18 protein-coding genes and 1 tRNA gene are annotated in these 13,849 nt (G+C 64.6%); 17 read left to right on the forward strand and 2 right to left on the reverse strand.

Going from position 1 to position 13,849, the window contains the following annotated elements; translation table 11 throughout:
- Positions 1–28: 28 nt before the first annotated feature.
- Positions 29–1,258, reverse strand: a complete 1,230-nt coding sequence (locus FB468_RS02795; protein ID WP_141885999.1) for a DUF998 domain-containing protein — start codon at positions 1,256–1,258, stop codon at positions 29–31.
- Between the two features lie 96 nt (positions 1,259–1,354).
- Here FB468_RS02795 and FB468_RS02800 point away from each other — a divergent pair.
- A tRNA-Val gene (locus FB468_RS02800) sits at positions 1,355–1,427 on the forward strand.
- Here FB468_RS02800 and FB468_RS17640 read toward each other — a convergent pair.
- The gene (locus FB468_RS17640) at positions 1,387–1,713 is read right to left on the reverse strand and encodes a helix-turn-helix domain-containing protein (protein WP_141888083.1); all 327 of its coding nucleotides are present in this window, start codon (positions 1,711–1,713) and stop codon (positions 1,387–1,389) included. The genes FB468_RS02800 and FB468_RS17640 overlap by 41 nt on opposite strands.
- A gap of 102 nt (positions 1,714–1,815) precedes the next feature.
- On the opposite strand from FB468_RS17640, the gene FB468_RS17645 reads away from it, so the two are divergent.
- The 16 genes from FB468_RS17645 to FB468_RS02885 all read left to right on the forward strand — a co-directional run bounded on the left by FB468_RS17645 (position 1,816) and on the right by FB468_RS02885 (position 13,837).
- Positions 1,816–2,043 carry a helix-turn-helix domain-containing protein gene (locus FB468_RS17645; RefSeq protein ID WP_141886000.1) on the forward strand — a complete coding sequence of 76 codons (228 nt, stop codon included), beginning with the start codon at positions 1,816–1,818 and terminating at the stop codon, positions 2,041–2,043.
- Positions 2,040–2,903, forward strand: a complete 864-nt coding sequence (locus FB468_RS02815) for a helix-turn-helix domain-containing protein (RefSeq protein WP_141886001.1) — start codon at positions 2,040–2,042, stop codon at positions 2,901–2,903. The genes FB468_RS17645 and FB468_RS02815 overlap by 4 nt, the downstream gene beginning before the upstream one ends.
- A gap of 73 nt (positions 2,904–2,976) precedes the next feature.
- Complete coding sequence (locus FB468_RS02820) at positions 2,977–3,297, forward strand: hypothetical protein (protein ID WP_141886002.1); 321 nt, start codon at positions 2,977–2,979, stop codon at positions 3,295–3,297.
- Positions 3,294–3,500, forward strand: a complete 207-nt coding sequence (locus FB468_RS02825) for a hypothetical protein (protein ID WP_141886003.1) — start codon at positions 3,294–3,296, stop codon at positions 3,498–3,500. The genes FB468_RS02820 and FB468_RS02825 overlap by 4 nt, the downstream gene beginning before the upstream one ends.
- A complete protein-coding gene (locus tag FB468_RS02830) occupies positions 3,497–3,814 on the forward strand; it encodes a hypothetical protein (protein WP_141886004.1) in 318 nt (105 codons plus the stop codon). The genes FB468_RS02825 and FB468_RS02830 overlap by 4 nt, the downstream gene beginning before the upstream one ends.
- Positions 3,815–4,014: 200 nt before the next feature.
- On the forward strand, positions 4,015–5,586 hold the full coding sequence (locus tag FB468_RS02835) for a hypothetical protein (RefSeq protein ID WP_141886005.1): 1,572 nt from the start codon (positions 4,015–4,017) through the stop codon (positions 5,584–5,586).
- Positions 5,583–5,807 carry a hypothetical protein gene (locus FB468_RS02840; RefSeq protein WP_141886006.1) on the forward strand — a complete coding sequence of 75 codons (225 nt, stop codon included), beginning with the start codon at positions 5,583–5,585 and terminating at the stop codon, positions 5,805–5,807. The genes FB468_RS02835 and FB468_RS02840 overlap by 4 nt, the downstream gene beginning before the upstream one ends.
- Before the next feature lie 30 nt (positions 5,808–5,837).
- Positions 5,838–6,893: a phage portal protein gene (locus tag FB468_RS02845; RefSeq protein ID WP_141886007.1), complete on the forward strand. Its 1,056-nt coding sequence runs from the start codon at positions 5,838–5,840 to the stop codon at positions 6,891–6,893.
- 6 nt (positions 6,894–6,899) lie between these two features.
- Positions 6,900–8,702, forward strand: coding sequence for a hypothetical protein (locus FB468_RS02850; protein WP_141886008.1), 1,803 nt, complete (start codon positions 6,900–6,902; stop codon positions 8,700–8,702).
- Positions 8,703–8,704: 2 nt separating this feature from the next.
- Positions 8,705–9,088 carry a hypothetical protein gene (locus FB468_RS02855; RefSeq protein WP_141886009.1) on the forward strand — a complete coding sequence of 128 codons (384 nt, stop codon included), beginning with the start codon at positions 8,705–8,707 and terminating at the stop codon, positions 9,086–9,088.
- Complete coding sequence (locus FB468_RS02860) at positions 9,085–9,459, forward strand: hypothetical protein (RefSeq protein ID WP_141886010.1); 375 nt, start codon at positions 9,085–9,087, stop codon at positions 9,457–9,459. The genes FB468_RS02855 and FB468_RS02860 overlap by 4 nt, the downstream gene beginning before the upstream one ends.
- Positions 9,456–9,905 (forward strand): hypothetical protein, encoded by a 450-nt coding sequence (locus tag FB468_RS02865; protein WP_141886011.1) that lies wholly within the window; start codon positions 9,456–9,458, stop codon positions 9,903–9,905. The genes FB468_RS02860 and FB468_RS02865 overlap by 4 nt, the downstream gene beginning before the upstream one ends.
- Positions 9,906–9,916: 11 nt before the next feature.
- Entirely contained in the window at positions 9,917–10,420 is a 504-nt protein-coding gene (locus FB468_RS02870; RefSeq protein WP_141886012.1) for a hypothetical protein, read from the forward strand.
- A complete protein-coding gene (locus tag FB468_RS02875; protein WP_141886013.1) occupies positions 10,420–12,183 on the forward strand; it encodes a hypothetical protein in 1,764 nt (587 codons plus the stop codon). The genes FB468_RS02870 and FB468_RS02875 overlap by 1 nt, the downstream gene beginning before the upstream one ends.
- Positions 12,180–12,533 (forward strand): hypothetical protein, encoded by a 354-nt coding sequence (locus FB468_RS02880; RefSeq protein WP_141886014.1) that lies wholly within the window; start codon positions 12,180–12,182, stop codon positions 12,531–12,533. Before FB468_RS02875 ends, FB468_RS02880 begins: the two co-directional genes overlap by 4 nt.
- Positions 12,530–13,837 carry a hypothetical protein gene (locus tag FB468_RS02885; protein ID WP_141886015.1) on the forward strand — a complete coding sequence of 436 codons (1,308 nt, stop codon included), beginning with the start codon at positions 12,530–12,532 and terminating at the stop codon, positions 13,835–13,837. Before FB468_RS02880 ends, FB468_RS02885 begins: the two co-directional genes overlap by 4 nt.
- The last annotated feature ends 12 nt before the right edge of the window (positions 13,838–13,849 follow it).

Raw genomic sequence — 13,849 nt, forward strand, 5'->3', positions numbered from 1 at the left:
TATAGTTCTTTCAGGCTCTGTAGCTCTCTCAGGCGCGATCGTCGGGGGCGCCAGCCGTTTCGGCAGGTCTTCCTGCCGTCCCTCGATGCAACTCGGGTGCCGTCGCGACTATTCCCCTCGGCTCCGCGTACGCCGCGGCCGTGCGCACGAACACCGTCAGCCAGGCGAAGAGCAAGCTCGCGGCCATGAACTCGGTTCCCGTGAGGTTGTAGTAGCCGAACGGAATCCAGAGCAGCACCGCAATCACGATCCCTCCGACGACAATGAGGGAGAACACGACGAGGTCGCGTGGCACGTCGACGACTCGGCGAAGCGACACGTATACGAACACCGCGAACACGACGAGCATGCCACTCGCGGAGCCAACGTGCACGACGATGTTTTCGGCGTCGGGCACGGAGCCCGCAATCGCCATACAAATACCGATGCCGGCGAACAGCCAGGAGAGCGTGCGCACAAGCTTCGGGTCGTCTGCTTCGCGCGCGTTTAGCCCACGTCGAATGTCGTTGCCGATGAAGTTCGAGAGCGCGATTAGCACGAACCCGGTGATGATGAGCGACACGTTGAAGCGATACCCGCTCGCGCCCTCCTCATTGCCAAGCTGAGAAAAGTGCAGCTGCCACCACGACGCGTCGGGCGAGCTCACCATGCTCGCCATCGTGCCGGTGAAGAGCTGGAGGGTCGCGAGCAGTGCGATCGACTCCGACCGCACCCGCGAGCCGACAAGTGCGCCGATATAGGTCATCGCTGCCGTCGCTGCGCCGGCAAGCACCCCGCCGCCCAGGGGGTCGACGGTGATGCCCTGAAAGCCGAGCTGAAACAGGCTCGCGATCGCCATTACAGCAAGGTAGGCAAGCATGCCGCTCGCAAGGGTGAGCGCGAAGATATCGAACACCCGCTTCGCCACGGGCAGCTCGCGCCGCCAGCCGTGCAGCCCACGCTTCGTCTCGACCACGTAGGCGACAAGGTAGGCGAGACCCGCGCCGGCTCCCGCGCACCAGGCGGCAATGTTACCGAGCGATTCGTCGCCAGCGAGCGGAAGCCTGCGCCCGAGCATCAAAAGCGTGGTGAGGATCCCGGAGACCACGAACGCCGCGACGGCCAGCTGGGTGGCGCGCGACTCGATAGCGGCTGAGCCGCTGCCGACTTCGAGAAGGCGGCGGTGTGTCCAACCAGTCGGGGCGTGCGCACCCGAGCTTCCGCCGTGTGCTACCCCGCTGCCTTGGGTGTTGCCGGAGGCTTCGGGGTGAGTGGACAAGGGCGCTCCGATCGATCTGTGCGACACGCGGTCACCTCGATTTCAGATCTCGCGCTGTTCCACACTAGACTGATCGAGTTCGCTTCGGCGAATGGAGGGCCTGTAGCTCAGCTGGTAGAGCGCCACGTTTACACCGTGGATGTCGTCGGTTCGATCCCGGCCGGGCCCACCGATACACCCCCATCAGGAGACTGGTGGGGGTTTTCTGTTCCCAGAAGCACCGCAGGCGATACTCCAAGCAGCGCCGAAAAAGCGAACAGGTCATTCACGTCAAGAGGCGTCTCCCCTGAGATGCGGCGAGCCACGTAAGGCACACTCAGCCCCATTGCTGCGGACGCTTGCCTCCCAGAGATGCGGCGTCGAGCAAGCTCTGCCGCCAGGTTGTCTGCAACCATCTGAGCGGCGCTTAGCTCGTCCGCATTCCGTGCTGGAAATTGAGATATGTTTGCGTTCATAGCTTCATTGTATCGCTCAGAGTTACAAACCCGCAATGGACATTACGCGTTCGGCGGCGTGTCGAGTGTCACGCTGAGCGTACACTCCCTAAAGTGTCACGCATGGCATTACAAATTCACGTTGAGCGAACGGCGGCAGCGAATGCACGCGCTCAAGCTGCGCGTCAGAAGCTATCGGGCCGCGAGATTGCCAGACGCCTAGACTTCTCGCCCGTCTACGTGAGTCGACGGCTATCAGGTGAGGTCGAGTTCTCTGAGTCCGACCTTCACAGCTTTGCCAGCGTCCTCGGCGTCACGGCAGCGACACTACTTGGGGAGACCCCAGAGTGAGCCTCGAATCCACGGCGCTCGTGTGGGCGCATTCCAAAGCTGACGGCGCTGCACTACTCGCGATTCTGTGCATCGCCGACCACGACGGAGACGGCGGCTCATGGCCCTCGATGGAGACGATCGCACACCGCGCAAGGGTGACCCGCGACACAGCCCGCAAGCTCGTTCGCAAGCTCGAAGCGATGGGCGAGATCGTCACCGACACGAACGGCGGCGGCGGGCTCCGCACAGCATCCCACATGCGCACGAACCGCTACGAAATCACAATCGAGTGCCCGCCGACTTGCGACCACTCGGCCCGCCACCGCGAACGCCCCGAGCCTGTGGATAACACCCCCCAGCCAAATGGAGGGGTCCCCTCCGCGCGGAGGGGTGCCCCCCAGCCGCACGGAGGGGCGAACCATCCATTAACTACCCATCTTGGAAACTCAGAACTAGACCTTGGGGATCTCGGCGGGGACGACCGCGTTTCAAAGTCCGAGAGCGAGGGGCAGGCGGATTACGGTTCGTGGCACCCCGGCGCTCAAGTTGCCGAGGCGATGCGTCAGGCGGCAGTCGAGGCCGACCGTCAGCCGGTGAAGCGCCCCGACTACTCGAAGCCCGCAGGCAAGATCGCGACCACACCACCGGCCCCGACCGTCCCCCGCTTCGATCCCGCCACGATCCCCGCCCGCCCCGAACTCGTGAGCGCCGAACAGCAGAAACTCAACGTCAAAGCCGAGCAGTTCGCCTGCCCTGACGGGTTCGGCACCGGCAAGGGCTCGCGCCATTGGTGCCCGCCTACGGATGCCGCGTGCGTCCGCTGTGGCGCAGACGTAGCCGACATCCTCAATCTCGAAAGTTTGGAGCCTCAGCCATGATCCGATTCACATTCATCCTCGGCCTCGTGTTCGCCGCGTGCGCCGTCGCCGCTTGTCTCCTGGCGGTGACACTGTGAGCATCGAGATTCGCGCCAACGTTCGCCGACTGCCCCGCGTCGGAGGAACGCCCAAGGGCGAGCCTTGGTTCGCAGTCGTCTACACCGTGAGCGACGCCGCCGAGGCTAGACCAGACTGCTATGAGACCACATGGTCAGGTTCGCTGCCCGAGGCTATCCAGGCGGTCTACCTCATGCGCGCCAACATCGAGCGGCAGCTCATGGACGAGGTACACGCGAGCCGAGCAAGCCGTCGCGACCTGCCGCCCGCGTTCCAGCCGTGCAACTGTGAGGAGTGCGCGAGCATCCGCGCCATGCACAAGGCGCTGAACGCATGAGCGCATTCAGCGAGTACGCCGCAGCGAGCGAACACATCACCGCCCTGAACCGTCACACCAGCGTGGCAGACCTCACCGAGTGGTCGCAGTCTGGACTCCTCAAGCTCATCGTTCCAGTCTCGGGCGACATGCTCGCAGTGCTCAAGCGCGGCACCAGGACTCATGCGCGCGAGCGTCGCAAGCACGCGAGGGCGGCACTGTGAGCCGCCACCATCGGGCGCAGAAGTGGAGCACGCACAGCCCGAAGCTGCGAAAGCTCATCGAGCCACAGTTGCCCTTGCGCTGCGTGAACTGCCCGCACGCCGTCATGCCCGGTGACAAGTTCCAGGTCGGTCACATCACCGATGCGATGGACGGCGGCACGCCGACGCTCTCGAACGTTGGCCCATCACATGACTACTGCGAACGCTGCGCGCGGCGCTGCAACCAGAGTGCGGGTGGCAAGCGCGGGGCACGTGTCACGAACGCGCAGCGTCGCACTCGTTCGAACTCATCGAAAGGTATCCGCGCATGGTGAACGTCACCGATACTGAGCGCGCGATTCGTCGCCCGTTTTTTGAGATTGCTCTAGAACCTTCGCCTGGGGGCAGCACGACTTTTCTCCCCCCACTTCAAAAAATCTGGGAGAAGAATCGGGCGCGCGGAATCGCGCCACGGTGGCGCGGAGAACTAGACGATACGCCCGAACTGAGGGCCGAGTTCCTTGTCGGTGCCTCGATGATGGGCTACGAGCTCGTAGACCTCGAAGACCCCGAGCAGCTTGCCGAGCTCGACCTCATGGAACCGCCCCGGCTCCCGCTCCAGCCTCAGCAGCTCCTCATCGCTGACGCCCTCAACGCCGGTACCAAGCGCAACGCTATCGAGGTGCCACGGCGCGCGTCGAAGTCCACGACCGTGTTCTGTTTGCTCCTAGGCCGGTGCGCCATGCGCCCGGGCTATCGCGTCGTGTTCTCCGCACAGACCGGCACCGCTGGCACTGAGATGTTCGAGGAATGGGTCAAAGACGGGCTGGACTACGTGCAGCCACCAGCGGACGCAGACCTGCCGCCGTGGAAGCGGGGTGACCTGCCCCGCCGTGTCTCGCCCGAGCTCGCGAAGTGGGAGCGATTCGGACAGATGCCGCTCTACGGAGACCTCGCACCCGCCGAAGACCAGCCCCGTTCGATGAACACGAGCGGGCGCACGTTCCGCACCCGCGTCGGCAACAGCCGCCCGGGCATCCGCTTCGACAACCACTCGACGTTCCGAGTACTCAAGCCCGAAGCGAGCGCCTACCGAGGCAAGGCCGCAGACGTGTCTTGGCTGGACGAGGCGCAGGAAATCGACCCCGCCGAGAGCAACGCGATTGTCGCGGGCGTGCTCCCACTCATGGACACTCGCCCGGGCTCACAGATCATCGTTTCCGGCACCGCAGGAGAAGCCAAAGCGGGAGCGTTTTGGACGAACTTGGACAGGCTCAGGCGTGGAGACCCCGCGCTCGGCGGCGTGGACTTCGCCATTGACCAGATGACCGACTGGAGCGACATCGAAGACGAAGACCGCGCCATGCAGCTCGTGGAGCGCACGCATCCGGGAGTCGGCACGCTCACGAACATGGAGACCATGCGTGACAACTACCGCGACCCCGCAATGGGTAAACCCCAGTGGGCGCGCGAGTACCTGTCGCTCTGGCCCGACGTGGGGCAAGACGTGGTAATCGACCCGTTGCTCTGGGACGGCACAGCGCTCGAACGCTGGCCGGATCGCCCGGCGCGCGTCGCGTTCGGCATGGACATACGCCCGGGCGGCGGCGCGACCGCCGCTATCTGCGCGGCCTGGCGTGACCGCGAGGGGCGCGCATTCATCGAGCTCGTAGACCACCAGCTCGGCACTGCGTGGCTCCCCGCCCGGCTCCAGTACCTCACCCGGCAGGGCTACCGAGGTAGCTCGGTAGCGTTCGACAAGATCGCCGAGGGCGAAGCCACGTATATCGCGACCCGGTACATCCACCCCCGGCCCAAACTCCAGATGCAGACCTGGAGTGAGACCGCCGCCGGGTGCGTGACATTTATGCGCGAGCTCGAAACCGGCACGCTTCGCCACTACGCATCACAAGGCGCACTCAACGCCGCCGCGCTCGACGCCAAGAAACGCGAGATTCGAGGCAACGACCGAGGCGTGTGGATATTCACAGCCGAACAAGGCAAGGACGTTACGCCCTTGCTCGCAGCGGTGCGAGCGCTCCGCAATTGGGATCAGTACTACGAGCGCGGCTACGAGGCCGAGCAGGCAGGAATCATCAGCGCATGACCAAGAAGACCGGCATCGAATTCGACAAGTCCGACACTGAGGTGTTGCTCGTGTGCCACGACTGCGGCGGTACCTGGCGCGCGTTCGCGTGGACGCTGGCCGAGGCCGAGAAGAGCGCCGAGGCTCACGAAGAACGGGCACACCCAGGCTATACCGGCGGCATTCGCCAACGCCTCGACAAGCGACACGCGAAACGCCGAGAACGCGCAGCAAAGCGTTAATGTCGCGCATCGGGGCATTAGCTCGCAGGTATGGGAATTCTCGACTTGCTCCGCCCCGGCACCGCCGCTCGTAGTCGCTCCACGCGACCCACGGGCGGCGGTGTGCTGTTCCGCTCATCCTTTGCGACGCAGCACCCCAATGAGCTCGTATGGAACGACTATTTCGGGCAGCTCAGCCCCCACGGATCAGCTCGCCCCTACTCGCGTCTCGACGCGCTCCGCGTGCCCGCAATCGCTGCAAGCCGCAACCGCATCATCGAGCACCTAGCAGGGCGTCCACTCGTGGATTACACGCCCGAGGGTCGCGCAGAGCAGCAACCCGCATGGCTCACCCGCACAGACAACGCGCTGGCCATGTCGCCCTACCAGCGCACGGTGGCGATGCTGGACGACCACATCTTCAACGGCGTCTCCGCGTTCGCGGTGAACCGTGACGCAGGCGGCCAAATCACCGAAGCGCTGCACATTCCGTTCGACAGGTGGCACCAGGACGAGTACGGCGTCGTGTTCTTCGACGGCAAAGAGGTGCCCGAAGACCAGGTCATTGTCATTCCGGCTGCACACCCGGGGCTCCTCGTGGCAGGCCGCGACCTCATCGAGGGCGGGCTCGCCCTCGAACAGGCGTGGCGCGCGCGAGCTAAGAACCCCGTGCCCTCCATCATCCTCAACGAGCGCGAGGACAACGGCATGACGATGGAAGAAGCCAAGGTCTATGTGGATGCAGTCGCGCAGGCGCGCAGCAACCCGAACGGCGCGGTGATGTTCATCCCGTTCAAGATCGACGCCAGCTTCGAAGAGCACTCGGGGGAATCGTTCCTGGAGACAGCCCGCAACGCGATCCGACTGGACGTGGCCGCACACATGAACCTCACCGCGCAAAGCGTCGAAGCCTCCAAAGTGCAATCAACGCTCACCTACGAGACCGCGCAGCAGGCCGAGGCGCAGACAGCCGACCGCATGGCGTTCTGGTCTGAGCCCATCGAGGCGCGTCTCTCGCTCGATGACGTGGTGGCGAGCAAGCACCGCGTCAGGTTCGACTTCACCGACTCCCGCAAATCAACCACTGGCACATACACGGAGGACTAACCCACCATGCGCATTACTTTCGAAGCCTCGACGCTTACCGCGTCGGCAGAAGACCGGCTGATTACTGGCCTCCTCATCCCCTACGGAGAACAGGGCAACTCGAACCTTGGCAAGTTCAGTGTTCCCCAGGGCGCGTTCACGCTCCCGACCGATCCGGCACAGATGACTGTCAACGTCGAGCACGAGCGCGAAGCCGTGTTTGGCCACGGCGCACGCCTCACCGAGACGCCCGAGGGCGTCATGTTTGCCGCCTACGCCGCCAAGACCCCCGAGGGCGACGCCGCCCTGCGTGACTCACAGCCCGGCCCGAACGGCGAACCCGCGAAGCTCGGTTTCTTCTCCGCAGAGGTCGCAAGCGTCAAGATCGCGGGCGGCTTGGCTAAGTCCGGGCGACTGTTCGGTGCGGCACTCGTGGAAAGGCCGGCCTTTCCATCTGCCACGCTCCTCGCGTCCTACGACGAGGACGAAGAGAACGGCACCACCGAGACCGTGCTCGAAACCGAGGACAACGACACCGGCACGGGCTCCGAGCCCACCGAGACCGTCGAGAAGTACACCGACGAGTTCGTAGACGAAGACGGCAACGAGTCTTCGCGCGAAACGACGATTACCACCGTCGAAGACGGCAACACCACCACCATCACCACCGAGACCGTCATCGTCGAGCCCGACGCCGACACCACCGAAGAGGAAGAGGAATCTATCGTGTCCACCCTTACCGCGAGCGCACGCCGTGGCGCGACCCGCCCCGCAGCCGTCACCAGCTCCAGCCGCGAGGCATCGCCCCAGGAGAACCTTCAAACGCTGTTCGCCGCCATGAGCCAGGTGAAGCAGGGTCTGGCCTCGCAGGACACCCTCCTGGCCGCGCTCAAGCAGATCAAGACCGACGGCGCGCTCGGCGTTGGCGCGGGCGGCGGCAAGAACAAGGGGCTCCCCGACCACTGGATGGGGCAGCTCTGGGATGGGCGCGAGTATGACCGCAAGTTCATCAACCTGTGCAGCCTCGGCACCGACGTGCAGGCCGTGCGCAAGCGCGGCTACAAGGCCCACCGTGGCACCGCCACCGCGCCCGTCGATCGGTACGACGGCAATTGGGCGGGCAACCTCGCGGAAATCAACAGCGCCGAGGCGTTCATCACTGAGCAGTCGAGCACGCTCCACCGCTTCGCCCTCGCGAACACCATCGCCCGCGAGTTCTTCGACCTCCCCGGCGGCGAGGAATACCTCGAAGCGTTCTTCAAGCTCATCGTTGAGGACTACGCGATGTGGAGCGATTACAAGGCGCTCTCCATCATCGGCGAGACCGCAGGCGCTCCGATCATGGCTCGCCCCCGCTCGCCACGTTACGAGGGCGGCGTCGGCCTGGGAATGCTCATCCAGGGCATCACGACCGTGAACCGTACCCGCGACACGGCGTCTTACGCCATTGTCACGGAGGAAGTCATGGACGAACTCCTGGACACCCCGAAGGATCTGATTCCCGAGTACATCACGTTTGACTTCAACACCGAGCTAACCGGCAGCGCCGCGAATGGCAAGGTGCAGGTTGTCGAGGCCGAGCGCGCCAGCCTGGTCGGACTCGACGGCAAGCCGCTTGTTGCAGCGGACTCGCTGTCGGTCATCGTGGGCGCACAGCGCGCTATCGAGTTCGAGGAGAACGGCACCACGCCAATCAAGGTGGACGCGCTCCAGATCGCGATTGGCGCAGTAGACCGCGCCGTACACGGCTACGTCGATTCCCTCGTGGTTCGCGAGGACTCCGTTGTGCTCATCTCCGACAAGGCCGCACCCGTCGCGGACAAGGGCTAAGCATGACCGAGAACCTGCCCAAGTACGGCGAGCCGACCGACTGGCACACGGTGGACTCCGTGCGTACCCCGTCAGAGCCCGGTGAACCCGCACCGTGGGAAGACGCCGAGCACATCCCCACCGCCTCGCTCAACGACGTGCTGAACGTCGCCCGAGAGCAGGTTCTTGAGTTCGCCCCGGCGCTCCCTCCCGAGCTCGTGGAGGCGGGGAAATGCCCCGCCTCCTACCGGGTGGCTCACCTCATGCAGGCGCGCAACCTGTGGAACGCCACCGAGCCCGACCGCTCCGCGTACGGCGATGACGGCTTCTCGATTCCCGCCCGCCCGCTCGACTGGATCGTGCGGCAGATGCTCCGCCCCAAAACCCCGATTCCGGTGGCGCTATGAGCATCCGCGCGCAACTCGGCTCCGACCTCGAAGCCGCACTGCCCCCGCGCAAGTACCGTGTCGTGCCGCACCTGGGCGCGGTGGACAGGCTCGCCAAGCCCCTCGTGCAGCTCGAACAGGGAACCGTCAGCCCCTCGCCCGGCGCGGCAGGACTCCGCAACGTGGGCGTCCGCGTCCACGTCGTCACCCACCTGGACGGCATCACCGAAGCCGCCGAGGACGCCGTTGACGCGCTCGTGCTCGAAGTGCTCGACGCCCTTGAATCGCTCCGCTACCTCATCGTCGGCACCGCAACGAAAGAGGTCTGGGGCGACACCCACCTGTCATATGTCATCGAAACCGACACACTCACCCGAAAGGTACAACCATGACCCCCGTAGCACCCGCAGCAACTCCGACCGTGGTGGACGTCAAGCCCGTCTACCTCGACAACAGCTCGCTCATCATGAAGAGCCTCGACTACGCCGCAGCCGCGTCGAAGATCAGCTGTGAGCCCCAGACCGCCACGGCAACGTTCCGAGGCATGAAGCGCAACGCCCGCTTTACTCACACCTCGGTGGAGAGCTGGGTCTTTAACGTCGACTTCGCCCAGGACTTCGAAACCGCAGGCTCGTTCTCGACTGTCCTCCACGATAACCAGGGCAAGACCGAGACCATCCAGTTCGCCCCCGTCGAGGGCGGACAGCTATGGGAGGTTGACGTGCAGCTCGTGCCCGGCGGCATCGGCGGGCAGGTGGGAGCCCACGCGACCTCCTCAATCTCACTCGGCGTGCAGGGCGAGCCGCGCAAGGTCACCGCGTCCGGCACTGGCAGCTAGGACACACTCGGATGCTCAGGATCGACACCCATAGCTCCCGCGAGCTCCAAGCGGTGCTCCTGAGCATCCGGCGGGCCGAGAAGACCTACCAGGCGCAAATCAGACAGCAGACCAAGCCGCTCGTGCAAAACACATGGCAGAAAGCCCTAGCCGAGCACGCCGACACACTACTTGCTCACCGCGTGCTCGTTGACTCGGCCCGCGTCTCGGTGAGCAACCAGAACGTTCGGCTCAAGTCAGGCGGGCTCGCCCGGAAGCTCCGAGGCGGCGCACGCACCCACGAAATCTCCCGACAAGCGGAGTTCGGCGCGCCGCTTCGAACCATCAAATACACCGCGACAAAACGGGGCAAGAGCTACCCAGTGAGCCGCACGAGCGGCGCACAGTTCAAGCACGAGAACCGCAAGGGATGGGTGGTCTACCCCGCCGCCGCGTCCATCATCCCCCGCCTTGCGGCGCTGTGGACTCAAACCGTCGTGCGCACCATGCACGAAGCATTCGAAAGGAAAAGCTAGTGGCCGGTAAAGGCATCGAGATTGACATTGCCTCGAACACGCGAGACTTTCAGCGCGGCACCAAAGACGTTGAGAAAGCCCTCGAAGACGTAGCCGACGCGCTAGACGACGTGTCACGCGATGCCGACAAGTCCGGCGACAAGATGACCGACGCCGCCCAAGACTCGGCCAAGGCGCTCGACAAGCTCGAACGCAGCGCGAAGGACTTGGGAGACGCCAATAAGGACTCCGCGCGGGAGTCCACGAAGGCACTCGACAAGCTGGAACACAGCTACAAAGACGTTGCCGACGCAGCCAAACGCGAGACCGCGCGCGGTGGCGACGCGATGAAAAAGAACACCAAAGAGGCGACCTCACAAGCCGCCCGCGACCTTGACGAGCTCAAAGACGAAGCGATGCAAAACGCATCCGAAACGTTCTCAAGCTTCGACGGCTCGGTAGATAGTTTCGTGGACGGTATCCAAGGAACATTCGGTGGCATCGTCTCGAACATGGGGCCAATGGGTGCGGTGCTCGGCTCAGCGCTCGCTATCGGTATCGGCGTCGCCGTCGCAAAGGGCACCGAGCTCGCCGAGGCCGTCAACCAGGCCAAAGAGCGCGCCGCCGAACTCGCCGCCGAGATTGACGCTGTAGACGGCGACCTGTCGAAAATTAGCTGGGCGGACAAGGTCAAAGAGTGGGGCCTAGCAGTCGAGGACTCGAAGGAATGGTTCGAGGTCTGGCAGGACGACGCCAAAACCGCGTTCGAGGTCGCAGCCGAACAGGCCGACAAGTTCGGGCTCTCCGTAAAAGACCTCGCGCTCGGACTGTCCGGGATGGACGCCGACGCCGCAACCCGATCCATCGAACGACTCGGCGACCAGATCGAAGCGCTGGAAAGCAAGCGCCGCAGCGCCCAGAAGTCAACCGAGAGGGAGGACATCAAGTCGGAGATTCGCCAGCGCGAGACCCTTATCGAGAAGCTCAAAGCGCAGGGCAACGTCACCGAGGAAGCTATCGAGCTGACGAAGCTCTCGGCAGAAGTGACCGCCGAGCTCGCCGCCGCAGACAAAGCCGCTGCCGACGCCGCGCAAGCCCGCAGCGACGCAGAGAGCACCCTCCAGTCTGAGCTGGACGCGGGCGTAGCCTCCTGGCAGCAGTACATCGACAAGGAAACCGAGGCGGCAGACCCGAGCGCGTACATCGCCGGTATGGCCGAGCGCGCCGCCGCCACCTCGAACTTCAACGGAAACGTGCAGCTCCTCGCACAAGAGTTCAAGCTCTCCGCCGACGAGACCCAAGCAATCCTTGACCAGGGGCTCGACTTCGCGCCAATGCTCCAGGCGATCCTTGACAGCGGCATGAGTGCGCAGTTCGTGGAGCAAATCCAAGCCGCAGTCGGTGGCGGGCAAGAAATCCTCAACGGCACCGAGCTCGGCGCGACCGTCACCGCCGTACCTGACACCGACGCCGCGAGCGCCGCACTCGGCGAAGCTGCGCAAGACCGTGAGACGACCATCGAGGCCGATACGAACGCGGCCGCGACCGGCAAAGCGCTCGACACCGCCGCGAAGGATCGAACCACGACGATCAAAGCGAAGGCCGACACTGCCGCAGCGTCGCAGTCGCTCAACGCGCTCGCAAGCCGCCCCCGAACCGCACGCATCGGCGCATACGTCGATCTGTACGCCGCCCGCGCCGCGCTCAGCTCGTTCGTTAGCCAGCCCCGAACCGCGACCGTTACCGTCGTCGCTCGGACACCCGAAGGGAAGCCCGTACCGTGACCACCATTACCGACGGCACCACGACGCTCCACCCGACGCTGTGGATGAACTACCGCAGTACCCGGGAATCGAACACGCAAGTCCACACGCTGCAGTCCGGGAAGAACGCCCTCACGCTCCGCCCAGCGGGCTCGCGCCGCGTCACGGTTGCGCTCCTGTTCGAGGACGAGAACGAATCGAAGCGGTGCGAGGACATGCACGCCCGCCCGGGCATCATCACGATCACCGAGGACGGGCGCGACACCGCGTCAATGCAGTACGCCGTGATCGGGAGCATTGAGCGTGCCCTCGACCCGGAAACGGCGTCGGTATGGTTTGTCACCGTCGAAGTACTTGAGGTCACCGCATGATCCCGATTCGAGAGAACCGCGTGCGCGTTGTCGATCGCATTCGCCGTATCTCACTCGGCGAGCCGGTGACGTTCACCCTCGCGATGGATGAGGAATGGTCACCGCGCATACAGGGCGACATCGTGGTCGGTGACGACGTGCTCGCCGCGCTCGCACGCCCCGGGGGCGACCTCAAGCTCGGACAGCTACAGGCCGACGTGCTCGCCCTCGAACTGTCAACGCAGTACCGCGAGAGCTTCGCGCTAGCAGCGCTCACCGCGAAAGTGGGCGGCAGCGTGAAGCGCGCAACGACCCGATGGAAAGGCAGGCCAGGCGCGGTTACGGACGAGTTTGGGAGGCCGTGGAACCCGGGCGAGCGGATCGAACCGCTATCGAGCGCTACGGCCAAGTGGGGCGGCAAAACGAAGCGCGTCACGCAGGCATTCGCGCCGCGCGTGGGAGTCCACGAGATTACTCGAGCGCTGCGCGTGCCGGGAGGCTCCTACTTGATCCCGCCGACTGACACGATGTTCGTGCAGCTTCGCATCCGTAAGTACCACCCAAACCCCGAGACCGGCACCACGACGCTCACGCTCGCCTCCGAAGAGGTACGACTGCATGACTTCCGGCGCACGTACCCGGCGGTGTGGGTCAACCCGTTTGTGTACATGCGTGACCTCGTGGCGTGGATGCTCAGCGAAATTGCTGTCGTGGCAGCGTTCGCGCAGGTGATCGAACTCGCGCCAGGCCAAGACGTGCGCATCGCGAGCGGGCAAGAGTGGGAGCCCGGCATGACCGCGTGGGAGTTCCTACATCCGATTCTTGAGGTTGTGGACTGGGCGTTGTACGCCGACGAGGCAGGCCGCTACCGGCTTGAACCGCGTACCCCGTCACCTGCTCCCGTGCAGCTTGACCCGGAGCTCAATCTCATTAAGCACGAGTACGACGACGACCGCGCCGGGGACTTCTACGACGGCGCAGTAATTGAGTACACCGACGCCGACCCGCTGAACACGGCGCAGCGTTACGACTCGTATGCGCCGTGGGCAACCCGTGTTGCCCACGAAACCCGGCCAGGGATTAAGACGATGCCCGGCGCCGCCCGCGCGTTCGTTGAGCGCGCGCAGACCCGGGGCAAGTCCGGCACCGCCGAAGCCCTCACGCTCCTCCCGTTGCGCCCCGGGCATCGCCTCGCAACGTACATGGGCGAGCGCGAAGCACACGGCGAAACGTTCCCGTACTTCCAATACGGCACCGTTCGCGCGGTCACCCACAAGTTCCCGGCTGGCGAAATGACGATCAGCCTCCGCGACATCATCACCTAGAAAGGCTCCCGA

Source organism: Leucobacter komagatae (genome assembly GCF_006716085.1).
Lineage (GTDB): Bacteria > Actinomycetota > Actinomycetes > Actinomycetales > Microbacteriaceae > Leucobacter > Leucobacter komagatae.